This is a genomic window from Streptomyces sp. NPDC079020, from assembly GCF_044542225.1.
Classification (GTDB): Bacteria; Actinomycetota; Actinomycetes; order Streptomycetales; family Streptomycetaceae; genus Streptomyces.
This window is the reverse complement of record NZ_JBITUB010000015.1, coordinates 40,152-64,253: the sequence shown is the minus strand read 5'-3', so window position 1 is coordinate 64,253 and position 24,102 is coordinate 40,152. Positions and strand designations below refer to the sequence as shown.

Genomic DNA, 24,102 nt, shown 5'->3' with positions numbered 1-24,102 from the left:
GCCCGGCCGCCGGTCAGCCGGAGCAGGCCGTGCGGCCCGCCTCCTGCCACTCGCAGACCGGGCACAGGGTGCTGCCCCGGGTCGACTCCGGGTACTCCGTCGGCTCGCGGCACAGCACGCACTCCGCGTACGGCGGCCCCGCGAGAGCCGGGCCGGAGGCCGGGACGGATGCCTGGGCGGGAGTCCCGCAGTACGTATCGTCCATGCGTACGAGCGTACTCACCCACGCCGTACGGCGAGCCGGCCGCCGACGCCCGCCGGCTTCAGTTGGCCGTCTTCTCGGGCTTGAGCTCGCTGGGCCGCACGATCACGAATCCCTCACCCTGCAGCATCAGCTGGACGGCCTCGCCGGAGCCGCCGCGCACCATGGAGCCGAAGCTCTGCGAGCGGTGCAGCGAGGTGGAGAGCTGCTCGCTCCAGCCGACGACCGCGTCCGTGTCCACGTACACCGGCTGCTGCCCGGTGACGGGGATGACTATGGGGTGGCCCTCGCACATCAGGCCCAGCTTGCCGTAGCCGCTGAAGACGCTGTTGAAGAGTCCGCCACCGGTCATCCCGGCGCCCTTCACGGTCCTGATCTCGTACGTCAGGGTGGGGTCGAAGCACAGGACGTTGCGGCCGTTGACGGTCAGGACGTCGCCCTGTTCCATGTCCACGATGAAGCAGTTGGCCGCCTCGTGGGCGAACCAGGCCTCTCCCTGGCCGCGGACCGCCATGAGCGGCAGTCCCTCGCCGGTGACCGCACGCTTGAGCATGCCGCCCAGGCCCTGGCCCTTGCGCTCGAACTGAAGGTTGCCGCGGAAGGCGATCATCGATCCCTGACGCGCGTGCATCTCCCCGTTGACGGCGTACTTGATGGACTTGGCGTTCTGCAGGGTCATCCCGGGGGCGGTGGCCTGCTGGGCCATGTGCTCGCTGGAAAAGAGGTCGCTCTTCATACGCAGCATCCTCGCCCGGAGCATGCCATTCCGCCAAGAAGCGTCCACGGCCCGTGCGGAGCGCGACCCCGGGCGCATCCGTCAGCACCCGGGGGCATCACGTCTCCCGGCCGCGGTTTCCGTGCTCAGTCGTCACGACGCAGACCGTGAAGGCCTGCCGTTGTGACAGTTCCGGGGGCCGGGGCCGTTTCGCGTGCGGTCCGCCGGCCGGCCCCGGGGGCGGCCCCGGGCCGTGCCGTGAGGAGCAGGGGAATCGTGAGGACCGGCAGGAACCAGATCAGGACGACGAGGCGCTGACCGGCCAGCATGTCGAGGTTGGGGTGTCCGGCCTGGTTGAGCACTCCGCCCGCGGCCGTCGCGGCGGCGAGCAGACCGAGATACGTGGGGCGGCGCAGCGTGGCACAGGCGGCCAGGGCCAGGGTGATCAGGAGCAGGGGGTCCTTCAGCTGGTGTTCCGCCCACGCGGACCAGAACGTTCCTTCCGCGGCGAGGAAACGGGGCCAGGGGTCGGGCACGTCCGGGCGCTGGTAGTGGTGGGTCAGCAGGTCCTGGGCGCTGTCGTAGCCGGATGGCCAGCCCAGTGCGTACGTGGTCAGCTGCATGGCCGCGGCCATGCCGCCGCAGAGCACGCAGAGGCTCAGCGCGGACCGGGGTGAGCGGTGGCGGCGCCTGCGGTACCGGGCGAGTCCGGCAAAGGCCGCGGCGAGGGCGCCGGCCAGCAGGAGAGCCTGGGAGTAGCGCGCCAGGAAGGCCACGAGGAGGCCGCCGGTGACGAGGACGGTCCCGGCTGTCCGGCGCTCTCCGTTCAAGGTCAGCGTGCAGCCGAGTGTCACCGCCGCCGTGCAGGCCAGGGTGAGTCCGTCCGCCATGGGGAACATCGCGATGGTGCCGGTGGGCAGCGTCAGATAGAGGATCTGTCCGCACAGTGCCGCGGGCCGGTTGGCACCGGCGGCGCGCAGCGTGGCCAGGACGAGGACGCTGCCCGCCAGGGTGACGGTCACCCCGGCCAGCCAGACGCCCGGGGCGAGACCGAAGGCGGCGATGAACGGCACGAGCAGCAGGGGATATCCCGGGCGCGCTTCGTAGATCGCCATGAAGCGGGAGTTGAGGAACGGCCCGGTCATGCCGGAGGTATTGCCGTGCCGCCTCCAGTACGCGGTCGATGCCGTCAGCTTCCGCACACATGCCCGTGCCAGGTGTGGGTCGGTCTCGTCGGCGCAGGTGTGGTCGATCGCGCGGGCGGTGGCCGAGGCGCGGGTCTCGCCGCTCAGCCGGAGGGCGTAGGAGAGGTAGTTCTTGGAATCGGGGGAATCCCGCCCGGCCGGTGAAGTCAGTTGGAACCAGACGAACGTGGCCATGACGAGCACGGCGCAGAGGATTCCGGCACGGGACCTGGTGATGCGTCGGCGCATGGGCGTCCTTGGAGAGGGAGCGTTCCTCGACACGGCCAACGACGGAGACGGAAGCAGGTTCTGGCAGGGGGCACGCGTACGGGTCGGGTTACGCGTATGGGTCAGCGTCCGGCGGAGGACCACCCGGGGCCGTGGCGCCGCCCGCGCCACGGCCCGAGCCCTGCCGCCCCAGCCGCCCGGCGACCCGGTCACGGCGGACGTCCTGCTCACCGGTCCGACGGCCGCACCTCGGACGGCCGTCGACAGAAGCCGGACGGCCGTCGATAGAAGCCGGACGGCCGTCGGCAAAGGCCGGCCACTCTCCCCCGGGGCCCGGGACGGCCGCCGCCGGGGGCCGGACAGCCGCCGTCCGGGGCCTGGCAGACTGGACGGGTGAGCAGCGACGACACCCCAGCGAACCGGCCCGCCGCACCCCGGCCCGCCGCACCCCCGTCCGCCGCGGCCGGACCCGCCGGGCCCGCCCCGGACAGCCCGTTCGGGACGGAGCCGACCGACCGCGACGAGGCACCGCAGTTCGTGCTGCCGCTCGTGCTGCACCTGGAGAAGACGGACCCCCCGGCCCGTACCGACGCCCTGCGGACCGCCGCCCGCGCGGTGCTCACGATGCTGTCCGACGAACGTTCCCTGGACGAGGGCGAGTGGGCGCGGGTGATGCGGGACTGGCAGGACGCCCGTATCCGCAAGGTCGTGCGCCGGGCGCGCGGCGCTGAGTGGCGCAAGGCCTCCGCGCTGCCCGGGATCACGGTGACGGGCGAGAGCGCCGAGGTACGGGTGTTCCCGCCGGTGCCCCTGGACGGCTGGCCCAAGGAACTGGCCAAGCTCCAGGTCTCGGGGACCGACCTGGACGACCCGCGGCCCCCGGCCGCGCCCGACCCGGCCGGTCCGGTGCTGTGGCTCAACCCGGAACTGGACATGTCGGCGGGCAAGACCATGGCACAGGCCGGGCACGGGGCGCAGCTCGCCTGGTGGGAGCTGTCGGAGCCGGAGCGCAAGGCGTGGCGCGAGGCCGGATTCCCGCTCGCCGTGGCCACCGCGGACCCCGACCGCTGGCGCGGCCTGACCGTGAGCGGCCTGCCGGTGGTGCGCGACGCCGGGTTCACGGAGATCGCCCCGGGGTCCTGCACGGTGGTCGCCGACCACCCTGCGCTGCGCCGCTGACCGCAATGCCGCCCGGCGGGGGGACGAAGCTGCCGGGCACCGGCGGCTGCAACGGCCACGGACGGTCCTGGGGTCGGTGGAACCTCAAATCCTGCTCTGAACGTCCCCCTGTTCGGATTCACCACCGCCTGCCGGGGCCATGACCCCCGCACGGAGTGGACGAGGGGGGACACCATGAAGCTGGGAATAGGGATCGGCTGGCGGCCGGAGATCGCCGACGCCGTGGAGGCGCTGCCGGGGATCGACTGGGTCGAGGCCGTCGCGGAGAACCTCTGCGCCGGCCATCTGCCGGACTCGCTGGTACGGCTCCGGGCGCGTGGCGTCACCGTCGTACCGCACGGTGTGTCGCTGGGCCTGGGCGGCGCCGACCGCCCGGACGCGGGCAGGCTCGCGGACCTGGCCGCACGGGCGGAACTGCTCGCCGCGCCGCTGGTGACGGAGCACATCGCGTTCGTACGCGCCGGAGGGCCGCTCACCGCGTCGCCCCGGCTGGAGGCAGGCCATCTGCTGCCGGTGCCGCGGACCTGGGACGCGCTGGAGGTGCTGTGCGAGAACGTGCGGATCGCCCAGGACTCGCTGCCCGTGCCGCTGGCCCTGGAGAACATCGCGGCACTGGTCTCCTGGCCCGGCGAGGAACTGACCGAGGGACAGTTCCTGGCGGAGCTGGTCGAGCGCACCGGGGTGCGGCTGCTGATCGACGTGGCCAATCTGCACACCAACCACGTCAACCTCGGCGAGGACCCCGCGAAGGCCCTCGACGAACTGCCGGTGGAGGCCATCGCGTACGTGCATGTGGCCGGTGGCATCGAGCGGGACGGCGTCTGGCACGACACGCACGCCCATCCCGTGACCCGGCCTGTCCTGGACGTGCTGGCCGAGCTGCGCTCGCGGGTCGACCCGCCCGGTGTGCTGCTGGAGCGTGATGACGACTTCCCGCCGACGGCGGAGCTGGCGGGCGAACTGACCACGATCCGCGCCACGCTGGACGCCGCGGCCCCCACGTCCGCAAGGGACCCGGAGTCCCCGGCAGTCCGGGAAACCCCGGCAGCCCCTGCGGCCCCCGCGGTACGGGCCGACGCCCGGGAACGCCTCGCCGCCGCCCAGACCGCGCTGCTCTCCGCTCTCGTCGCGGGCACCGAGGCCCCCGAGGGCTTCGACCACCGGCGCCTGGATGTGCAGAGCCGGGCGCTGGCCGCCAAGCGTGCCGGAGTGGTCGCCGAGGTGGCGCCGGAGCTGCCGGAGATCCTCGGGGACGGCTACCGGAGCGCCTACCTCGCGTACGCCATGACCCGGCCGCTGTCCGCCGGATACCGCCGTGACGCACTCGACTTCGCCGAGCACCTGCTGATCGCGGGGCTGCCGGGGGACGCGGCCGCCAGGAGGCGGCTCACCCACTGGTGGCAGGACCGGGCGGCCCCGCGGCCCCCGCGTCGTGCGACCCGTCTCGTCCGGGCGGCCCGTGCCGTCCTCGTGGGGAAGTGACCCGTGTTGAATGTTCTCGCACTGCTGCTGACGTTCGCGGTGGTCCTCTCCTCGGTGCTGCTGATCATCGAGGTCGGCGCCGCCCGCGCCGGCAGGCGGACCGCGCGGACGCGCCCGCTCGTTCACGACCTCTATGAGGCGGCCTTCCTGAACGGCGGCCCGGCCAGGGTGGTGGACACCGCGCTGACCGCCCTCCACGCGGACGGGCGCCTGATCATCGGCGGCCCCGGCATCGTCGCCGTACAGCGGCCGGAGGCGCACGACCCGGTGGAACGGGCCGTGCTCCAGACGCTGGCCGCCGCCCCGAACGGGGCGCTGCACACCCTGCGGGAAACCGTGATGCGGCATCCGGCGGTACAGGAGATCGGCGACGGGCTCGCCGCCCGCGGGCTGCTGGTCTCCCCGGGGGAGACCCGGCCGCGCCGCCGGTGGGCGATGGTCCAGGGGCTGTTCTGCCTCGCGGCCTTCCCCCTCTCGCTGGTCCTGACCTTCGTCCAGTACGCGCTGCACGAGGGATACGCGGACATGCCGTTCCCGTTCATCGCCAAGATGCTGCCCGCGATCGTGATCGGCGGCCTGACCGGCCTGATCGTCATGACGGCCACCGGCAACCGGATCACGAAGGAGGGGCGGCAGGCGGTCCAGGAGTACCGGGCCGCCCACGCCTACGCGATGGCTCCGGCCCAGCTGGTGGCCACACTGGGGCTGGGCGCGCTGCCCGACCCCGTACTCCAGGGGCAGTTGACGGCGGCGTCGCGGTTCCGTACGGGGAACCGCCGGTCGAGGGGGTTCCGTTCCACTTCGTCCGCGGCCCCGTACTCCTCGTCCTCCGCCACGGCGGACGCGTACGCCGCGACGGTGTGGTGTGCGGGGGCGAGCCCCGGCGGTGCCAGCTGCGGGGGCTCGTCCGGGGGCGGCGGGGGCGGGGGCTCCGGTTCCAGCTGCAGTTCGGGGTCCAGCTGCAGTTCGGGGTCCAGCTGCAGTTCCAGTTCCGGGTCCAGCTGCGGTGGCGGTTCGGGCGGGTCGAGCTGCGGCAGCTCCAGCGGTTCCAGCTGCGGCAGCAGTTCCTGAGCCGGCCGCCGGACCGTCCGCATGCTGAACAGGGCATGGCGCTCCCCGTCCGCCTCGCGTAGGAATCCGCCATGCTCTGGGTCATGTTTCTGCTGGTCGCGTGGGGCGCGGCGGCGATCACCTGTGTCCGGCTCTGTCTCGCCTCCGTCGAGGCGGCGCAGCCGCCCACCGGCTCCGCGCCGGAACCCGTACACCATGAACTGAACCTGTACGAGACGGCTTTCCTGGCCGGGGGGCCGCACCGGGTCGCCGATCTGGCGCTGGTCTCCATGCATCTGCGGCGGCTGCTGCCGGCCCACACCGGCTGGGCGACGGTCGTCGATCCGGAGGGCCGCGACGAGGTCGAACGGACCGTGATCCGTGCCATCGGCCCGGAGGGGCAGTCCCCGATAGCGCCGATACGGGCCGCCGCGGCGGCTGCCGACGCCGTACGCGCGCTGGCCGACCCGGCTGGTCGTGGGGGCCTGGCCGTGCCGCACGGGACGAGGACGGGCATCGCGTCGGCGGTGCGGGCGGTGCGCGGTTCGGCGGTGCTCGTGGTGGTGATGGGTACGGCCGCCGTACTGGTCCCGGGCCGGGAACCGGAGTACGGGGCCCCGTGCCGGCCTGGTTCGGGCTGCCGCTCGTGCTGACCCTGGGCTGTCTCGCCATCGCCCGGATCGAGAACCGCCCGTACAGCCCGTGGGCCTCTCCCGCCGGTCAGCGGTGGCTGGACTCGCTGCCCGCACCGGTGCGGGGGCCGGATCGCGAACTGCTGGCGGCGGTGGCGGTGCTGGGAGTCCGCGCGGTGCCGGACCCGGCGCTGCGGGCCGCCCTGACGGGCCGTCGTACGGACGTCCGAGCCGCGCCCGGGGCTACCGGTGGCTTTCGCCGGTCCCGGGAACGCCGCAGGCCGGAGCCTGCGGCGAACCCGGAGCCGAACCCGGTGTCGCTGGACGGCGGGCGGCACACACGGTGCCGGTGCCCGTCGTCTGATCTTCCGGGTTGGATGGCTGGGGAACGCTGGCTATGCGAGCCCGGCCACCAGGTCTGCGAGGGACTTCCTGCGCCCCGTGTAGAACGGCACCTCTTCGCGGACGTGCAGCCGCGCCTCGGAGGCCCGCAGATGACGCATCAGGTCGACGATGCGGTACAGCTCGTCCGCCTCGAAGGCGAGGACCCACTCGTAGTCGCCGAGCGAGAAGCTGGCGACGGTGTTGGCGCGGACGTCGGGGTAGCCGCGGGCCATCTTGCCGTGGTCCGCGAGCATACGGCGGCGGTCCTCGTCCGGCAGCAGGTACCAGTCGTAGGAGCGCACGAAGGGATAGACGCTGATGTAGTTGCGCGGCGTCTCGTCGGCCAGGAACGCCGGGATGTGCGACTTGTTGAACTCGGCGGGGCGGTGCAGCGCCATGTTCGACCAGACCGGCTCCAGGGCGCGGCCCAGCTTGGTGCGCCGGAAGAGGTTGTACGCCTCCTGGAGCTCGTCGGCGGTCTCGGCGTGCCACCAGATCATGAGGTCGGCGTCGGCCCGCAGCCCGGACACGTCGTACGTGCCCCGCACGGTGATGTCCTTGGCGGCGAGCTGGTCGAACAGCTCCTGGACCTCGTCGGCGTAACCGGCGCGGTCCAGTGGCAGCACGTCGCGCAGCTTGAAGACGGACCAGAGCGTGTAGCGGATGACCTCGTTGAGGTCCTTGGCCTTCTTGCCGGCGTTCGGACCCTTGCTTGATGTCACAGTCTCGGGAGCACTCATACGGCTATTGTCCCGCCTCGCTCCGAGTGCCCCGAACCAGGGTCGGAGTGGCGATGATCTCTCTCCCGGTCCTCGTGGTCCCGGTCTCCCCCGTGACCGCCCTCGCGGTCCCCCGCGACCCGGTCCGCGGCCGCTCCCGCGCCCGTCAGGTCGTGGACGATCTCGTCCGCGGCCCGGTGCGCGCTCGCGATGCAGGCCGGGATGCCGACCCCGTCGTACACCGCTCCGCAGACCCGCAGCGCCGGCAGCTTCGCGACCTCGTCGCGGATGCGGGCGACCCGGCCGAGGTGGCCGACCGGGTACTGCGGAAGTCCGCCGATCCACCGGGTCACCTCGGTGTCGACGGGCCGGGCGGTGAGCCCGGTCGCTTCGGCGAGGTCGCGCAGGGACACATCGACCAGTTCGGCGTCCTCACGGTGCAGATGGTCCTCCTCGCCGTAGCGGCCGACGGAGGTGCGCAGGACGAAGAGACCGGGCGCGGCGTCGGCCACCCACTGCCACTTGTTGGTGGAGAAGGTGGAGGCCTTGATCGTGCGGCCGTCGACCGGCGGGACGAGGAAGCCGGAGCGTCCGTGCAGGGTGCTCGTCGCGTCGGTTCCGGAGCGCCGGAACGCCATGGTGACCAGGGCCATCGAGGCGTACTCGACCCCCGCCAGCTCGGCGGAGGCCGCCGGGGACTCGGCGGCCAGGAGTGTGGAGGCGGACCAGGCGGGGGCGGCCAGGACGATGCCGTCGGCGGTGATCACCCGGGTGTCGGTACGGACGTTCCAGCCGGCGTCGGTACGGGTCAGCCCGAGAACGGGGGTGGCGGTGAGGATCTCGCCGCCACCGTCGCGTACGGCGGTGGCGACGGCGTCCGGCAGGGTGCCGATGCCGCCGTCGATGCCCTGGAAGACCGGCCCGGTCTGCTGCCGGGCGGCGGCCCGCTCCTGGATGCGCCGGACCCCGTCGAGGAGGGAACCGCCCTCCTTCACCACGTCGAAGAGCTGGGGAACGGCGGCCCGCATCGAGATGCGGTAGGCGTCACCCGCGTACACCCCGCCGAGCAGCGGTTCCACGAGCCGGTCCACGACCTCGCGGCCGAGCCGGTCGGCGACGTAACTGCCGACCGCGACATCGTCGCCGACGGCGGTGGGCGTCAGGTCGCGTTCCTGGGCGATCCTGGCGAGGCCTTCCGGGGAGAGCACCCCGCTGAGGGCGGCCGGATCGCCGGGCACGCCCATGACATGGTTCTTGGGCATCGGCCGCAGGGCCTCGCGCGTCCATACCGAGGCGGCGGCGGTGGCGGGCGGCTGGAGCCGGTCGCCGAGGCCGACGGAGCGGGCCAGGCCGACCGCCTCGGGGCGCCGCGCGAGCATCGACTCCGCGCCGAGATCGACCCGGGTGCCCGCGATCTCCCCGGTCATGAGCTTGCCGCCGAGCCGCTCCGTGGCCTCCAGGAGCGTGACCCGCAGACCGGCCCGGACCAGCCGGTGGGCGGCGGACAGACCGGCGATGCCACCACCGATGACGACGACGTGACCCGTACGCGTGTTCACGCGCTGATGAGAACGCTGCATGGGTCCACTCTCTCAAACCCGTTCCGAGTCGTGACCGTGACCACTTCGAAACCGCTGTGGGGCAACCCGCTCATGGGTCCCGTACGTCGAACCGGCACCACTGGCCAACGTCCTTGGGGGGACCCGTCATGAACAACACGAACAGCACCGCCCGTCCACGCGCCCGCGCCTCCCGTGCGACCCTCGCCGCCGGGGCGCTGCTCGCCCTCCTCGCCGTCGGGGGCTGCGGCGCGGGCGACAGCTCCTCCGACAGCAGCGCGGCGGGGCTGAACGCAGCTGCCGGGGACAACAAGCCCGCCGGGGAGCGGGCCGGGGCCGGTGGGGCGGCGGACGGCGCGAAGTCCGACAACGGTCCCGCCGCAGCTCCGACGGCGAAGGCCTCGGCCACCCATGTGATCCGTACGACGACCTTGTCCATCGAGGTCAGGAGCGTGCCGAAGGCCGTGGCCGCCGCCCGCGCCGCCACGGAGGACAGCGGCGGTCTGGTGGCGAACGAGACCACCGAGCGGGTGGACGACACGCACGAGATGTCACACCTCGTGCTGCGCGTCCCGCAGGACCGGTACCAGGCGGTCCTGAAGGAACTCGCCGGGTCCGGGAAGCTGCTGTCCCGCACGTCGAACGCGAAGGACGTCACCGACCAGGTGGTCGACGTGGAGAGCCGGATCGCCACGCAGCGGGCAAGTGTGGCGCGGGTGCGGAAGCTGATGGACCGGGCCGGGAAGCTGAGCGACGTGGTCACGCTGGAGGGCGAACTGAGCTCGCGTCAGGCCGCGCTGGAGTCGCTGCTGGCCCAGCAGGCCGGTCTCAAGGACCGCACCTCGCTGGCGACGATCACCCTGGACCTCAGCGAGCCGGAGGGTACGGCCGGGAGGACGGAGGACGACGGGCCCGGATTCCTGGACGCGCTGGGCGGCGGCTGGGACGCGTTCGTGACGATGCTCCGGTGGATCGCGATGGCGATCGGTGCGGCGGCCCCGTTCCTGGCCGTCGCCGCGGTGCTGCTGCTGGTGTGGCGTCGGGTGCGCGCCCTGCGGGCCCGCCGGGCGGCGTCGGCGGGCCCGGCGCGGCCCGTACCGGCCGCGGCGCCGGAGACGGAGTCCGCACCGGCCCCCTGAGCGCCGTAGCGTGGGGTCCCGGACACGGCGAAAGGGACCCGGCATGGCAGCGGAGCGACTGGCGGTCATCGGCGGCGACGCGGCGGGCATGTCCGCCGCGTCGCAGGCCCGCAGGCTCAAGGGTCCGGACGAACTGGACATCGTCGCCTTCGAGCGCGGCCACTTCTCCTCGTACTCCGCCTGCGGCATCCCCTACTGGGTCGGCGGCGACGTCGAGCGGCGCGACGACCTGATCGCCCGCACCCCCCAGGAGCACCGGGAGCGCGGCATCGATCTGCGGACGCGCACCGAGGTGACGGAGATCGATGCGGCCGGGCGGCGGGTGCGCGCGCTGGACCGGGAGAGCGGCGAGACGTACTGGAGGGGCTACGACAAACTGGTGATCGCCACCGGGGCCCGTCCGGTGCGCCCGGCGCTGCCCGGCATGGACGCGGCCGGGGTGCACGGGGTGCAGACCCTGGACGACGGCCAGGCGCTCCTGGACTCCCTGGACCGGGCCACCGGGCGGCGCGCGGTCGTCGTCGGCGCGGGGTACATCGGCGTCGAGATGGCGGAGGCGATGCTGAACCGGGGCTTCGAGGTGACGGTGCTCAACCGCGGCGAGCAGCCGATGGCGACACTCGACCCGGACATGGGCGCCCTCGTTCATGAGGCGATGGACGGCATGGGCATCACGACGGTCAACGGCGCGGCGGTCACCGGGATCCGCACGGGCCCGGACGGCCGGGTGAACGCGGTGGTGGCGGGCGCGCGGACCTACCCGGCGGATGTGGTGGTGCTCGGCATCGGCGTCGAGCCGGAGACCACGCTGGCCGGGGCGGCGGGCCTGCCGCTCGGTCCGCACGGCGGGCTGCTGACGGATCTGTCGATGCGCGTCGTGGGCCACGACGACATCTGGGCGGGCGGCGACTGTGTGGAGGTCCTGGACCTGGTGGCGGGCCGCACCCGGCACATCGCGCTGGGCACCCACGCCAACAAGCACGGCCAGATCATCGGGTCCAACGCCGGCGGCGGATACGGCACCTTCCCGGGCGTGGTCGGTACGGCGGTGAGCAAGGTCTGCGACCTGGAGATCGCCAGGACCGGGCTGCGCGAGAAGGACGCGCGGGCGGTGGGGCTGCGGTACGTCACGGCGACGATCGAGTCCACGGGCCGGGCGGGCTACTACCCGGGGGCCAGGCCGATGACCGTGAAGATGCTCGCGGAGTACCGCACGGGCCGGCTGCTCGGCGTGCAGATCGTGGGCCGGGACGGGGCGGCGAAGCGGGTGGACATCGCGGCGGTGGCCCTGACGGCCGGGATGACGGTCGATCAGATGATCACGCTCGACCTGGGGTACGCGCCGCCGTTCTCCCCGGTCTGGGACCCGGTCCTGGTGGCGGCCCGCAAGGCGAGCGCGGCGGTCCGCAGGGCCGGGACCGCCTGAGGGGTCCCGGCCTCGCGTGCTCCGGTACGCCTACCGGGCGGTCCGGGTGTGCACGTACTCCACGAGCCGGGTCAGCGCGTCCGGGTCCATCGTCGGCATCACACCGTGGCCCAGGTTGAAGATGTGTCCCTCCAGCCCGGCGGCCGCGTCCAGCACCTCCTGGGTCTTCTCCTCGACCGCGGCGGTCGGCGCGAACAGCACCGCCGGGTCGAGGTTGCCCTGGAGCGCCTTGCCGGGACCGACGCGGCGGGCGGCCTCGTCCAGCGGGACGCGCCAGTCGACGCCGACGACGTCCGCGCCCGCCTCGCCCATCAGCCCGAGCAGTTCGCCGGTGCCGACGCCGAAGTGGATGCGCGGGACCCCGTGCCCGGCGACGGCGTCGAACACCTTCGCGGAGGCGGGCAGCACCGAGCGGCGGTAGTCGGCGGGGGCCAGGGCGCCCACCCAGGAGTCGAAGAGCTGGACGGCGGAGGCACCGGCCCGGATCTGGACGTCCAGGAAGGCGCCGGTGATCTCCGCGAGGCGGTCCAGCAGGTCGGCCCAGAGCTGCGGGTCGCCGTACATCATGGCCTTGGTGCGCTCGTGGTTGCGGGACGGGCCGCCCTCCACGAGGTAGCTGGCGAGCGTGAACGGTGCCCCGGCGAAGCCGATGAGCGGGGTGCCGCCCAGCTCGGCGGTGAGCATCCCGATGGCCTCGGTGACGTACGGGACGTCCTCGGGGGTCAGGTCGCGCAGCCGGGCGAGGTCGGCGCGGGTGCGGATCGGTTCGGCGATGACCGGGCCGACGCCGGGCTTGATGTCGAGGTCGATCCCGATGGCCTTGAGCGGTACGACGATGTCGCTGAAGTAGATCGCGGCGTCGACCTTGTGACGGCGCACCGGCTGCAGCGTGATCTCGGTGACCAGCTCCGGCATCATGCAGGAGTCGAGCATCGCGATGCCCTCACGGACCTTCAGGTACTCCGGCAGCGAGCGTCCCGCCTGGCGCATGAACCAGACCGGGGTGTGCGGCACGGGCTCGCGCCGGCACGCCTTGAGGAACGCCGACCCGTGGGTGGCGGAGGTCGTCGTCTGCTGGCCCGTAGGGCGGTCGTTGGCACTCACACACAGAATCTTCGCACGCACGCAGAAGGAGCCGGGCCTCGCACGGGTGTCCCTCCCTGCGCCGGGCTCCGGTTCCGCCTACTCTTCCCCGCATGGCTCCGGCTCAGGGACAATTTTCCGATCATTCCGATGGCGCTGACAGCAAGGACGGTGCGGAGGGGAGTTCCGTGCCGCCCGCGTTCCGGTCGGCCGTGGACGGGCTGCGCGCCGCGCGGCTGCGCCCAGAACTGGAGGTGGAGCCGACCCGGCCGCCCCAGCGGCTGGCCCCGCACGCGTACGCGCTGGAGGCGGCGGTCGTCGACGGCGAGGACGATCTGGCCGACGGCCGCCTCGTACTGCTGCACGATCCGGCGGGGCACGACGCCTGGCAGGGCACGTTCCGCCTGGTGACGCTCGTGCGCGCGGAGCTGGAACCGGAGATGGCGGCCGATCCGCTGCTGCCCGAGGTGTGCTGGTCCTGGCTGACGGGTGCGCTCGACGCGCGGGGTCTTTCGTACGGGGAGGCAGGGGGGACCGTGACGCGCGCCGGCTCGCACTACTTCGGCGCGCTGTCCACGCGCCGCCCCGCGACGCAGATCGAGATCCGCGCCTCGTGGACCCCGCGCGAGGGCCGCGGCGGGGTGCCGGACGCTGCGGCGCACCTGATGGCGTGGGGTGATCTGCTCTGCCAGATCGCGGGCCTGCCGCCCTCGGGTCCGGCGGACGCCTCGGTGGTGACGCTGCCACAGCGGCGCGGACCCCAGGTTCCGTGACGCTCCGTCACTCGGCTCGCACATGCACCGGCTCTCTTTTCGTACAATCGATCGCATGTCCTATTTGCCCGAATTGTTACTCACCAAATCGTGATCTTCCTCTAAAGGAGGACGGGTCTGCTGCCGAAGAGGTCAATGACCCTTCAAGCACGGTTCGCCCCGGCTTCATCCCCGAGCCGGCCCGTCCCGCCACTCCCCAGGAGGCCTGGTGTCCGTTCTCCTAGAGCAGCCCGCAAGCCTGGTCGCCTACCGCCCGACCAAGCCGACGGCCATGGTCGTCGTGGCCGACCCGCGCGTCCGTTCCACCGTCACCCGCCATCTGTGGGCACTCGGAGTTCGTGACGTCATCGAGGCGTCGTCCATCGCGGAGGCACGCCCCCGCGTCGGCAACCCGCGCGACATCTGCATTGCCGACGTCCACCTGCCCGACGGTTCCGGGCTGACCCTGCTCTCCGAGACCCGGGCCGCAGGCTGGCCCAACGGTCTCGCCCTCTCCGCCGCCGATGACATCGGTGCCGTTCGCAACGCCCTCGCGGGCGGCGTGAAGGGCTACGTCGTCACCGGGACGCGGACCAACATCGGCCACCCCACCCGCCCCGGCGTCGCCCCGATCGGCGCCAATGCCGCGCGTATGCACCGCCGGCCCCCCGGTTCCCCGAGCCACCCGGGCGGCTACCGCGAACTGTCCGGCCGTGAGGTGGAGGTGCTCCGCCTGGTCGCCGAAGGCCAGTCCAACAAGGCCATCGGCGTCTCGATGGGCCTCTCCGCCCTCACCGTCAAGTCCCACCTCGCCCGCATCGCCCGCAAGCTCGGCACCGGAGACCGCGCGGGAATGGTCGCCGTCGCCCTGCGAACGGGCATCATCCACTGACCCGCCCGCGCCGGGACGTGCGCGGATGCGCCCCCGGCTGGAATACGTGCATCGGCACCCGTCGACGGAAGGTTCCGTCGACGGGTGCCGTGCTTGCACGGATACCCTTGACAGGTGACCGACGCCCAAGAGACCGCAGCAGACACTTCACTGCGAACCACCGGGGGCGCCCCCCCGGACGACGTCGCCCCGGCGCCGATCCCCTTGCTCGAACCGCGCGAGGGCATTCCCCCGGTGGTGGCGTCCGACGACGACCTCGCGGAGGTGGTCGCGGCCTTCGCCGCGGGCACCGGCCCCGTGGCCGTCGACGCCGAGCGCGCCTCCGGCTACCGCTACGGCCAGCGCGCCTACCTCGTGCAGCTCCGCCGGGCCGGCGCGGGCAGTGCGCTGATCGACCCGGTCGGCTGCCCGGACCTGTCGGGCCTGGGCGAAGCCCTCACCGACAGCGAGTGGATCCTGCACGCCGCCACCCAGGACCTGCCCTGCCTGCGCGAAATAGGCATGATCCCCACCGGGCTCTTCGACACCGAGCTCGCCGGACGCCTCGCGGGCTTCCCCCGTGTGGGGCTGGGCGCCATGGTCGAGAACGTGCTGGGCTACGCACTGGAGAAGGGCCACTCCGCGGTCGACTGGTCCACCCGTCCGCTGCCCGACCCCTGGCTGCGCTACGCCGCGCTCGACGTCGAGCTGCTGATCGATCTGCGCGACGCCCTGGAGGAGGAGCTGGACCGGCAGGGCAAGCTGGAGTGGGCCCGGGAGGAGTTCGACGCGATCGCCTCGGCGCCGCCCGCTCCCCCGCGCAAGGACCCCTGGCGCCGTACTTCGGGCATGCACAAGGTCCGCCGCCGCCGCCAGATGGCGGTGGTGCGGGAGCTGTGGAACGCCCGTGACCAGGTCGCACAGCGCCGTGACATCTCGCCCGGCAAGGTGCTCGGCGACGGTGCGATCGTGGAGGCGGCCCTCGCGCTGCCCGTCAATGTGCAGGCACTCACCGCACTGCCCGGATTCGGCCACCGCATGGGCCGGCGCCAGCTGGAGCAGTGGCAGGCGGCCGTGGACCGGGCGAAGGCGCTGCCGGACGCCGAGCTCCCGCAGCCCGGCCAGCAGCTCGCCGGACCGCCGCCGCCGCGTTCCTGGGCGGACAAGGACCCGGCGGCCGCGGCCCGGCTCTCGGCGGCCCGCGCGGCGGTGTCGGAGCTGGCCGAGCGGCTGCACATGCCCCAGGAGAATCTGATCACCCCGGACACCGTGCGCCGGGTGTGCTGGGAGCCTCCCAAGATTCACACCCCGGGCGCCGTCGAGGACGCGCTCGCCGGGTACGGGGCACGGCACTGGCAGATCGAACAGGTCGGCCCGGTCCTGCTCCGGGCGCTCGACGCCACCGGCTGACCGTCCACCGCACGCGTCAATGCGCCCCCCGGCCCCGGCCGGGGGGCGCTTTCCGTACGGCGATTCCAGGTCGCCCGGAACGCGAACGGAGCCGGTCCGGTCACCGGAGCGGACGCCGCCGATGCCCCTGAGCACGGATCCGCGCTCCGAATGCCCGTCGAGGAGGGGCGAAATCACGCCAGGTTGCGCCACCCTGCCGCGAGAGCCCGAAGCGCGCCCGTGACCCCCTCGCGCGGGCCCGGCCGGGCCTTCGTGGACGCCCCCGGATCCCCGTGGCCGCCCGCGCGCCGGTGTGACCTTCGACGCTCCGGCCACGAGGGGTGGGCAGTCTGGTTACCCACAAGTAGCATGATGGCAGGCGGCGCGCCCGTGGGCGCGCCCCGCAGCAGTGCCATCCCGCACCCTGGAGGAGAGCCATCGTGCCTCGTACCATCCGGGACGTCGTCTTCGTCGACGGCGTCCGCACCCCGTTCGGCAAAGCGGGCCCGAAGGGCATCTACCACGAGACCCGCGCCGACGATCTCGTCGTGAAGGCCATCCGGGAGCTGCTGCGCCGCAACCCGGATCTGGACCCCGCCAGGATCGACGAGGTCGCCATCGCCGCGACCACGCAGATCGGCGACCAGGGCCTGACGCTGGGCCGGACCGCCGGAATCCTGGCCGGTCTGCCGCAGTCGGTCCCCGGCTACTCGATCGACCGCATGTGCGCGGGCGCCCTGACCGCCGTCACCTCGACGGCCGGCTCCATCGCCTTCGGCGCGTACGACGTCGTCGTCGCCGGTGGTGTCGAGCACATGGGCCGCCACCCGATGGGTGAGGGCGTGGACCCGAACCCGCGCTTCGTATCGGAGAAGCTGGTCGACGAGTCCGCCCTGTTCATGGGCATGACCGCGGAGAACCTGCACGACCGGTACCCCACGATCACCAAGCAGCGCGCCGACGAGTACGCGGTGCGTTCGCAGGAGAAGGCCGCCAAGGCGTACGCCAACGGCAAGATCCAGCAGGACCTGGTGCCGGTCTCCGTGCGCCGCACCAACGCCGAGGCCGGAGAGACGGGCTGGGGCCTGGTCACCGCCGACGAGCCGATGCGTCCGGGCACCTCGATGGAGTCGCTGGCCGGTCTGAAGACCCCGTTCCGCGCCCATGGCCGGGTGACGGCCGGTAACGCCGCCGGGCTCAACGACGGCGCCACCGCCTCGCTGATCGCCGCCGAGGACGTCGCCCGTGAGCTGGGCCTCCCGGTCAAGATGCGCCTCGTGTCCTACGCCTTCGTGGGCGTGGAGCCGGAGGTCATGGGCTACGGCCCGATCCCGGCGACCGAGAAGGCGCTGGCCAAGGCCGGTCTGTCGATCGACGACATCGGTCTGTTCGAGATCAACGAGGCGTTCGCCGTGCAGGTGCTCGCCTTCCTGGAGCACTACGGCATCGCCGACGACGACGCGCGGGTCAACCAGTACGGCGGCGCCATCGCCTACGGTCACCCGCTGGCCTCCTCGGGTGTGCGTCTGATGACGCAGCTGGCCCGCCAGTTCGAGGAGCAGCCGGAGGTCCGCTACGGCCTGACCACCATGTGCGTCGGCTTCGGCATGGGCGCCACGGTCGTCTGGGAGAACCCGAACTTCGAGAACGCAGCCGGAGGCAGCAAGTGAGCTCCACCACCGAGCTTCTGAAGGGTGCGGCCGAGCTGTTCCCCGGTGAGGTCGTCACGCAGGCGCACGTACGCCACTTCGACCTTCCCGCGGGCGCGGGCAGGTTCGCGCTGATCACGCTGGACAACGGCCTGGACCACACCAAGCCGACCACCTTCGGACCGCAGTCGCTGGCGAACCTGAACACCGCCATCGACCAGGTCGAGAAGGAGGCCGCCGAGGGCGCGGTCACCGGTGTCGGCATCACCGGCAAGCCGTTCATCTTCGCCGTCGGCGCCGACCTCAAGGGTGTCGAGCTGCTCGGCCGCCACGAGGACGCGCTGGCCATCGGCAAGGGCGGTCACGACGTCTTCCGCCGCCTCTCCTCGCTCGCGGTCCCGACGTTCGCGTACTACAACGGCGCTGCGATGGGCGGCGGTGTCGAGGTCGGTCTGCACTGCTCGTACCGCACCGTCTCCAAGGCGCTCCCGGCCTTCTCGCTGCCCGAGGTCTTCCTCGGGCTGGTGCCCGGCTGGGGCGGCTGCGCACTGCTGCCGAACCTGATCGGCGCCGACCGCGCGGTCTCGGTGATCATCGAGAACTCGCTGAACCAGAACCGTCAGCTCAAGGGCAAGCAGGTCTTCGAGCTCGGGATCGCCGACGCGCTCTTCGAGGGCGCGGACTTCCTGGAGCAGTCGCTGATCTGGACCGCGGACGTGCTCAACGGCACGGTCACGGTGGAGCGCCCCGACGTCGACCGCGGGGAGGCCTGGGACCAGGCCGTGGCCCGCGGCAAGGCGATCGCCGACTCCAAGGTGCACGGTGCGGCCCCGGCCGCGTACCGCGCGCTGGAGATCATCGCCGCGGCCAAGGACGGCGACCTGGGCGCGGGCTTCGACGCCGAGGACCGGGCCCTCGCGGACCTGATCATGGGCGGCGAGCTGCGCTCCGGGATCTACGCCTTCAACCTGGTCCAGAAGCGCGCCAAGCGCCCGGCCGGGGCCCCGGACAAGTCGCTGGCCCGCCCGGTCACCAAGGTCGGCGTCGTGGGCGCGGGGCTGATGGCCTCGCAGCTCGCCCTGCTGTTCCTGCGCCGGCTGGAGGTGCCGGTCGTCCTCACGGACATCGACCAGGCGCGCGTCGACAAGGGTGTGGGCTATGTCCACGCCGAGATCGACAAGCTGCTCGGCAAGGGCCGTGTCAACCAGGACAAGGCCAACCGCCTCAAGGGCCTGGTCTCCGGTGTGCTGGACAAGGCCGAGGGCTTCGCCGACGCCGACTTCATCATCGAGGCCGTCTTCGAGGAGATCGGCGTCAAGCAGCAGGTGTTCGCGGAGGTCGAGGCGGTCGCCCCGGCGCACGCGATCCTCGCCACGAACACCTCCTCGCTGTCGGTGACCGAGATGGCGTCGAAGCTGAAGCACCCCGAGCGGGTCGTCGGCTTCCACTTCTTCAACCCGGTCGCGATCCTCCCGCTGCTGGAGATCGTCCGCGGTGAGCGGACGGACGACGCCGCGCTGGCCACGGCGTTCGGTGTGGCCCGCAAGCTGAAGAAGACCGCGGTGCTGGTGAAGGACGCCCCGGCGTTCGTCGTCAACCGCATCCTCACCCGCTTCATGGGCGAGATCCAGAACGTCATCGACGAGGGCACCCCGGTCGAGGTCGCCGAGAAGGCCGTCGAGCCGCTCGGTCTGCCGATGTCCCCGCTGGTGCTCCTGGAGCTGGTCGGCCCGGCCATCGGCCTGCATGTCTCCGAGACCCTGAACCGCGCCTTCCCGGACCGCTTCACCGTCTCCGGGAACCTGGCGGCCGTGGTCAAGGCGGGCAAGCGGGGCTTCTACGTGTACGACTCCGGCAAGCCGGAGCTGGACCCGGAGGTCGCCACGCTCCTGAAGCAGGGCGATGTGGTCCTGTCCGAGGAGCAGACCCGTGACCGTGTCCTGGACGCGGTGGCGCAGGAGATCGGCCTGATGCTGGACGAGGGCGTCGTCGCCGAGGCCCAGGACATCGACCTGTGCCTGATCACCGGCGCGGGCTGGCCCTTCCACCTGGGCGGCATCACGCCGTACCTGGACCGGGCGGGTGTCTCGGAGCGGGTGAACGGCAGGAAGTTCCTGCCGCAGGGTGTGGCGAGCGTTCCCGCGTAACACGCGGCACACCTTCACCAAAGGCACACACGCATGACCCCAGCGGGCCGTACGAGTCACTCGTACGGCCCGCTTTCATTGACGAAAAGTCCGAAACGTAGCCGGATCGGAACCTTTTCCTTGCAGTCTCAACCTTATTTTTTTGTTAATCTTCACCCCTGCGACACGTTTGCTTCACTCGGCCGTACCGAACGGTGGACGCCCCACCCCCACGATCCGCCGGACCGGGCAAACCCGCGCGTCGCCGTCACAGGTACTGGTTGCTCGCCGAGAGGCCGAGCGGGGGGAAGCACGAGGTAGTCGAGCGATGGGCAATCCCGAGACGTCCACCCTCGTACGCCTCTACCGGCGAGTCCTCCCCCACGCGCTGAGACAACGGCTCGTCAGGATCTTCCCCGCGAACGGCCGGCTGCTCCTCCAGCACGGTCTCGCGGGTCTGGGCAGCGCCTGGCGCGGTCTGCGCAAGCAGCTGGGCCTGCGGTTCAGCAGGCGCCTGCGCCGGGAAGCGCGGCGGCCCGGGGTGCGGCTCGTCTGGTCCGGACGCAAGGTCCGCGCCGCCGGGATCACCGAAGGCCTCACCCCCTCCGTCGCCCGCGCCACCAACCTCCTGCGCGTCTGCGACGTACTGGAGCGGCACGGCATCCCGCACTTCTGCGTGCGGGGCAACTCCGTCACGATGACCGCCGTCGCGGTCCCCGCGAGCGAGCGCGGCCGGACCGAACGGGCCCTGCGGGTGAGCGCGCTCGCCGAGGGCGCCCTGCTCGCGGGCGGCCCGGAGGGCGGCCGGCCGCTGCGCGCGGACCAACGGGGCTCCTGGTCGCAGCTCGACGCAGAAACGGTTCTGCGCATTTGGTGGCTGCTCACCGACTCCCACGGGCGGTGGACGCTGGGCCCCAACCACGCCTGTGCGATCGAGTTCTGGGCCGAGGAGGACGGGCTGCTGATCGCCCCCGTCCCCAACCTCACCGCCACCGCCGTGGTCGCCGCCGAGAGTCCCGTACAGGTCCCGGTCAGTCACTTCACCGGCCCGGTCAGCGGCGCGGTGGACGCCCCGCCGCAGGTGACCACCCGCTCGGAGTTCACGCTCTCCCTGCCGGACGAGGTCACCTTCCCGGTGGACGCCGTCTACACCTGGGTCGACGGGGCCGATCCCGAGTGGATCCGCCGCCGGGCCACCGCGCTGGGCCGGACCGACTACCACGAGCAGGCCATCAGCGCGGCCCGCTTCACCAGCCGCGACGAGCTGCGCTACTCCTTGCGCTCGCTCCACCAGTTCGCGCCCTGGCTGCGCACCATCTACCTGGTCACGGACGGGCAGACACCCGCCTGGCTGAACCGCGAACACCCCGGCATCAAGGTCGTCCACCACCGCGACATCTTCACCGAAGCCTCGGCGCTGCCGACCTTCAACTCGCACGCCATCGAGAGCCAGCTGCACCACATCCCCGGGCTCTCCGACCACTTCCTGTACTTCAACGACGACGTCTTCCTCGGCCGCAGCGTCACGCCGGGCGAGTTCTTCCACGCCAACGGGCTCTCGAAGTACTTCCCCTCGAACGCGCTGGTCCCGATGACCCCGTCCTCGCCGCAGGACCCGCCCTCCGAGGTCGCCGCGAAGAACAATCGCGTCGTCATCGCCGGGACCTTCGACCGGGTCCTCACCAGGAAGATGAAGCACGTGCCGCACTCGCTGCGCCGCGACATCCTCCAGGAGATCGAGGAGCGCTACGCGGCCGAGCATCTGCTGACGCAGCACTCGCAGTTCCGCAGCCCCGGCGACCTCTCGATCACCTCCTCGCTGCACCACTACTACGGGCAGCAGACGAGCCGTTCGGTGACCGGCAAGATCCGCTACACCTATCTGGACCTGGCCGCGCCCAACACCGGGCGGCATCTCAACCGGCTGCTCGCCCAGCGCGATTACCACACCTTCTGCATCAACGACACGGTCGACGACCCCGATACGGCGGAAGCCCGCACGTCGATGCTCAAGACGTTCCTGGAGAGCTACTTCCCCGTACCCAGCCCCTACGAGAGATCCGGACCGGACTCCCCGCCGCCTCCCGCGAACCGGCAGACGGCGCAGCGGTCCGAGCAGCACCCAGCACCCCGACCTTTGTGAAGTGGAACGATGACGAATGACCAGCGCATGATCCGCGCAGCAGCTCCGGTGATCGGAGAGGACGAGATCGAGGCCGCCGTGCGCGTACTGCGCGGCGGTATGGTCGCGCAGGGCCCCGAGGTCGCCGCCTTCGAGGAGGAGTTCTCGAAGTTCGTCGACGGCCGGCACTGCGTCGCCGTCAACTCCGGTACCAGTGCGCTGCACCTGTCGCTGATGGCGCTCGGCATCGGTCCCGGCGACGAAGTGATCGTTCCTTCCTTCACCTTCGCGGCCACCGCCAACGCGGTCCGCCTCGTCGGCGCGACCCCGGTCTTCGCGGACATCGAGCGCGACAGCTTCTGCCTCTCCCCGCAGGCCGCCGAGGCCGCGATCACCCCGCGCACCGCGGCGATCATGCCCGTGCACCTCTACGGGCACCCGGCCGCGATGGGCCCGCTCACCGCGCTGGCCGAGCGGCACGGTCTCGCGATCGTCGAGGACGCGGCACAGGCCCACGCCGCCTCCCTGGACGGCACGCCGGTGGGCGCGTTCGGCGCGGCCGCCTGCTTCAGCTTCTACCCGACCAAGAACATGCACAGCCTTGAGGGCGGCATGATCACCACGGGCGACGCGGCGGTGGCGCGGACCCTGCGCCTGCTGCGCAACCAGGGCATGGAGCAGCGGTACGCCAACGAGATCGTCGGCTTCAACGTCCGGATGACCGATGTCGCCGCCGCGATCGGCCGCGTACAGCTGCGCAGTCTGGACACCTGGACCCGGCAGCGCCGCGCGAACGCGGCAGCGCTCGACGCCGGGCTGCGCGGGGTCGTCACCCCGCCGGTGGCACCGGGCGCGGAGCACGTCTACCACCAGTACACGGTCCGGATCGGCGACCGGAGCGGCAAGGACCGCGACACGGTCTCCCGCGAGCTGCTGGAGCGGGGCGTCGGCAATGCCGTGTACTACCCCACTCCGGTGCACCGCCTGACACCGTTCCGGACGGGCGATAAGGTGCTCGGCTACGCCGTCGGCGAGCTGCCCGAGACCGAGCGGGCCGCCGCGGAGGCGCTGTCGATCCCGGTGCACCCGATGCTCACGCCGCAGGAGCTGGACCGCCTGGCCGCCACCGTCAACGAGGTCATGGAGGCCCGCGTATGAGCACCCCGAAGCCGCTGCGGGCCGGACTGATCGGCCTCGGCTCGATGGGCCGCAACCACGCCCGCGTCCTGCACGGCCTGGACGGCGTCGACCTCGTCGCCGCGGCGGACCCGGTGGCCGGCCCGGACAGCGCCCCCGCGGGCGTGCCCGTGGTGCGGTCGGTCGCCGAGCTGGCGGCCGAGGGCATCGACTACGCGGTCGTCGCCTGCCCCACGGCCCTGCACGAGGAGGTCGCGCTCGACCTGGCCGAACGGGGCATCCACGCCCTCATCGAGAAGCCGATCGCCCCTTCGGTGGAGTCCGCCGAGCGGATCACCCGTGCCTTCGGTGAGCGCGGGCTGGTGGCCGGTGTCGGTCACATCGAGCGTTTCAACCCCGCGCTGCGCGAATTGCGCACCCGGCTGGACCTCGGTGAACTCGGCGATGTCCACCAGGTGGTGACGCGCCGTCAGGGCCCCTTCCCGGCCCGGATCGCCGATGTCGGCGTGGTGTACGACCTGGCCACGCACGACATCGACCTGACCGCCTGGCTCACCAGCAGCCGTTACGAGTCGGTGAGTGCGGCGACCGTGTCGCGCAGCGGCCGGCCGCACGAGGACATGGTGGCCTTCGTCGGGCATCTGTCGGGCGGGGCCGTCACCAGCCACCTCGTCAACTGGCTGTCCCCGCTCAAGGAGCGGGTCACCATCGTGACGGGTGAGCACGGCTGCTTCGTGGCCGACACCCTCACCGCCGACCTGTGGTTCTACGCGAACGGCTCGCAGCCCACCGAGTGGGAGGGGCTGCGGCAGTTCCGGGGCGTCTCCGAGGGCGATGTGACGCGGTACGCGATCGTCAAGCGCGAGCCGCTGCTCGTCGAGCACGAGACCTTCCGCGACGCGGTGCTCGGCAAGGAGGCCGACATCGTGACGCTGGAGCAGGCCACCGGAACCGTCGCGGTGGCCGAGGCCGTGCTCGCGGCCGCCGCGAGCCGGACCGCGATCGACCTGACGTCCGGCCTGCCACTGGCCTCCGTCTGACCCGTCCGGTGTCCGGGGCCCCGCCCGGCAGGGG

At 72.2% G+C, this 24,102-nt stretch carries 19 protein-coding genes and 1 pseudogene; 14 read left to right on the top strand and 6 right to left on the bottom strand.

Features of this window, described 5'->3' with window-relative positions:
* Positions 1-13: 13 nt before the first annotated feature.
* From ACIGJO_RS27610 to ACIGJO_RS27600, 3 genes are all read right to left on the bottom strand, one after another.
* Positions 14-205 carry a hypothetical protein gene (locus tag ACIGJO_RS27610; protein WP_399962560.1) on the bottom strand — a complete coding sequence of 64 codons (192 nt, stop codon included), beginning with the start codon at positions 203-205 and terminating at the stop codon, positions 14-16.
* A gap of 58 nt (positions 206-263) precedes the next feature.
* The gene (locus tag ACIGJO_RS27605; protein WP_399962558.1) at positions 264-938 is read right to left on the bottom strand and encodes an AIM24 family protein; all 675 of its coding nucleotides are present in this window, start codon (positions 936-938) and stop codon (positions 264-266) included.
* 125 nt (positions 939-1,063) lie between these two features.
* The gene (locus ACIGJO_RS27600; protein ID WP_399962556.1) at positions 1,064-2,350 is read right to left on the bottom strand and encodes a hypothetical protein; all 1,287 of its coding nucleotides are present in this window, start codon (positions 2,348-2,350) and stop codon (positions 1,064-1,066) included.
* A 372-nt stretch (positions 2,351-2,722) separates the two neighbouring features.
* On the opposite strand from ACIGJO_RS27600, the gene ACIGJO_RS27595 reads away from it, so the two are divergent.
* The 4 genes and pseudogenes from ACIGJO_RS27595 to ACIGJO_RS27580 form a co-directional block, all read left to right on the top strand.
* Entirely contained in the window at positions 2,723-3,508 is a 786-nt protein-coding gene (locus tag ACIGJO_RS27595; RefSeq protein ID WP_399962554.1) for a peptidyl-tRNA hydrolase, read from the top strand.
* A gap of 174 nt (positions 3,509-3,682) precedes the next feature.
* Positions 3,683-4,990 carry a DUF692 domain-containing protein gene (locus ACIGJO_RS27590; protein WP_399962552.1) on the top strand — a complete coding sequence of 436 codons (1,308 nt, stop codon included), beginning with the start codon at positions 3,683-3,685 and terminating at the stop codon, positions 4,988-4,990.
* Between the two features lie 6 nt (positions 4,991-4,996).
* Positions 4,997-6,061 carry a TIGR04222 domain-containing membrane protein gene (locus ACIGJO_RS27585; RefSeq protein ID WP_399962807.1) on the top strand — a complete coding sequence of 355 codons (1,065 nt, stop codon included), beginning with the start codon at positions 4,997-4,999 and terminating at the stop codon, positions 6,059-6,061.
* A 71-nt stretch (positions 6,062-6,132) separates the two neighbouring features.
* Positions 6,133-6,899 (top strand): annotated as a pseudogene (locus ACIGJO_RS27580) (TIGR04222 domain-containing membrane protein); the annotation flags it as partial.
* 168 nt (positions 6,900-7,067) lie between these two features.
* Here ACIGJO_RS27580 and hemQ read toward each other — a convergent pair.
* Positions 7,068-7,796, bottom strand: coding sequence for a hydrogen peroxide-dependent heme synthase (gene hemQ / locus ACIGJO_RS27575; protein WP_266924940.1), 729 nt, complete (start codon positions 7,794-7,796; stop codon positions 7,068-7,070).
* On the bottom strand, positions 7,793-9,355 hold the full coding sequence (gene hemG, locus ACIGJO_RS27570) for a protoporphyrinogen oxidase (RefSeq protein ID WP_399962549.1): 1,563 nt from the start codon (positions 9,353-9,355) through the stop codon (positions 7,793-7,795). The genes hemQ and hemG overlap by 4 nt, the downstream gene beginning before the upstream one ends.
* A 128-nt stretch (positions 9,356-9,483) precedes the next feature.
* On the opposite strand from hemG, the gene ACIGJO_RS27565 reads away from it, so the two are divergent.
* Both ACIGJO_RS27565 and ACIGJO_RS27560 read left to right on the top strand, forming a co-directional pair.
* Positions 9,484-10,473, top strand: a complete 990-nt coding sequence (locus ACIGJO_RS27565; RefSeq protein ID WP_399962547.1) for a DUF4349 domain-containing protein — start codon at positions 9,484-9,486, stop codon at positions 10,471-10,473.
* 43 nt (positions 10,474-10,516) lie between these two features.
* A complete protein-coding gene (locus tag ACIGJO_RS27560) occupies positions 10,517-11,899 on the top strand; it encodes an FAD-dependent oxidoreductase (RefSeq protein ID WP_399962546.1) in 1,383 nt (460 codons plus the stop codon).
* Between the two features lie 30 nt (positions 11,900-11,929).
* Here the strand turns inward: ACIGJO_RS27560 and hemE are convergent, their stop codons facing one another.
* Complete coding sequence (hemE, locus tag ACIGJO_RS27555) at positions 11,930-13,003, bottom strand: uroporphyrinogen decarboxylase (RefSeq protein ID WP_399962544.1); 1,074 nt, start codon at positions 13,001-13,003, stop codon at positions 11,930-11,932.
* Between the two features lie 92 nt (positions 13,004-13,095).
* Between hemE and ACIGJO_RS27550 the strand changes: the two genes are divergently transcribed.
* The 8 genes from ACIGJO_RS27550 to ACIGJO_RS27515 all read left to right on the top strand — a co-directional run bounded on the left by ACIGJO_RS27550 (position 13,096) and on the right by ACIGJO_RS27515 (position 24,068).
* On the top strand, positions 13,096-13,755 hold the full coding sequence (locus ACIGJO_RS27550; protein ID WP_399962542.1) for a DUF3000 domain-containing protein: 660 nt from the start codon (positions 13,096-13,098) through the stop codon (positions 13,753-13,755).
* Positions 13,756-13,963: 208 nt separating this feature from the next.
* Positions 13,964-14,626, top strand: coding sequence for a response regulator transcription factor (locus ACIGJO_RS27545; RefSeq protein WP_266924933.1), 663 nt, complete (start codon positions 13,964-13,966; stop codon positions 14,624-14,626).
* Positions 14,627-14,740: 114 nt separating this feature from the next.
* Positions 14,741-16,015 carry an HRDC domain-containing protein gene (locus tag ACIGJO_RS27540; RefSeq protein WP_399962540.1) on the top strand — a complete coding sequence of 425 codons (1,275 nt, stop codon included), beginning with the start codon at positions 14,741-14,743 and terminating at the stop codon, positions 16,013-16,015.
* Between the two features lie 419 nt (positions 16,016-16,434).
* Positions 16,435-17,664: a thiolase family protein gene (locus ACIGJO_RS27535; protein ID WP_399962538.1), complete on the top strand. Its 1,230-nt coding sequence runs from the start codon at positions 16,435-16,437 to the stop codon at positions 17,662-17,664.
* Positions 17,661-19,790 (top strand): 3-hydroxyacyl-CoA dehydrogenase NAD-binding domain-containing protein, encoded by a 2,130-nt coding sequence (locus ACIGJO_RS27530; protein WP_399962536.1) that lies wholly within the window; start codon positions 17,661-17,663, stop codon positions 19,788-19,790. The genes ACIGJO_RS27535 and ACIGJO_RS27530 overlap by 4 nt, the downstream gene beginning before the upstream one ends.
* 307 nt (positions 19,791-20,097) lie before the next feature.
* Positions 20,098-21,912: a stealth family protein gene (locus ACIGJO_RS27525; protein WP_399962534.1), complete on the top strand. Its 1,815-nt coding sequence runs from the start codon at positions 20,098-20,100 to the stop codon at positions 21,910-21,912.
* Positions 21,913-21,939: 27 nt separating this feature from the next.
* A complete protein-coding gene (locus ACIGJO_RS27520) occupies positions 21,940-23,049 on the top strand; it encodes a DegT/DnrJ/EryC1/StrS family aminotransferase (RefSeq protein WP_399962531.1) in 1,110 nt (369 codons plus the stop codon).
* On the top strand, positions 23,046-24,068 hold the full coding sequence (locus ACIGJO_RS27515) for a Gfo/Idh/MocA family oxidoreductase (RefSeq protein WP_399962529.1): 1,023 nt from the start codon (positions 23,046-23,048) through the stop codon (positions 24,066-24,068). Before ACIGJO_RS27520 ends, ACIGJO_RS27515 begins: the two co-directional genes overlap by 4 nt.
* The last annotated feature ends 34 nt before the right edge of the window (positions 24,069-24,102 follow it).

Coding starts and splice junctions, on each gene's coding strand:
- ACIGJO_RS27610 (WP_399962560.1), bottom strand. CDS start 205: ATGGACGATACGTACTGCGGGACTCCCGCCCAGGCATCCGTCCCGGCC.
- ACIGJO_RS27605 (WP_399962558.1), bottom strand. CDS start 938: ATGAAGAGCGACCTCTTTTCCAGCGAGCACATGGCCCAGCAGGCCACC.
- ACIGJO_RS27600 (WP_399962556.1), bottom strand. CDS start 2,350: ATGCGCCGACGCATCACCAGGTCCCGTGCCGGAATCCTCTGCGCCGTG.
- ACIGJO_RS27590 (WP_399962552.1), top strand. CDS start 3,683: ATGAAGCTGGGAATAGGGATCGGCTGGCGGCCGGAGATCGCCGACGCC.
- hemQ (WP_266924940.1), bottom strand. CDS start 7,796: ATGAGTGCTCCCGAGACTGTGACATCAAGCAAGGGTCCGAACGCCGGC.
- hemG (WP_399962549.1), bottom strand. CDS start 9,355: ATGCAGCGTTCTCATCAGCGCGTGAACACGCGTACGGGTCACGTCGTC.
- ACIGJO_RS27565 (WP_399962547.1), top strand. CDS start 9,484: ATGAACAACACGAACAGCACCGCCCGTCCACGCGCCCGCGCCTCCCGT.
- ACIGJO_RS27560 (WP_399962546.1), top strand. CDS start 10,517: ATGGCAGCGGAGCGACTGGCGGTCATCGGCGGCGACGCGGCGGGCATG.
- ACIGJO_RS27550 (WP_399962542.1), top strand. CDS start 13,096: ATGGCTCCGGCTCAGGGACAATTTTCCGATCATTCCGATGGCGCTGAC.
- ACIGJO_RS27525 (WP_399962534.1), top strand. CDS start 20,098: ATGGGCAATCCCGAGACGTCCACCCTCGTACGCCTCTACCGGCGAGTC.
- ACIGJO_RS27520 (WP_399962531.1), top strand. CDS start 21,940: ATGATCCGCGCAGCAGCTCCGGTGATCGGAGAGGACGAGATCGAGGCC.
- ACIGJO_RS27515 (WP_399962529.1), top strand. CDS start 23,046: ATGAGCACCCCGAAGCCGCTGCGGGCCGGACTGATCGGCCTCGGCTCG.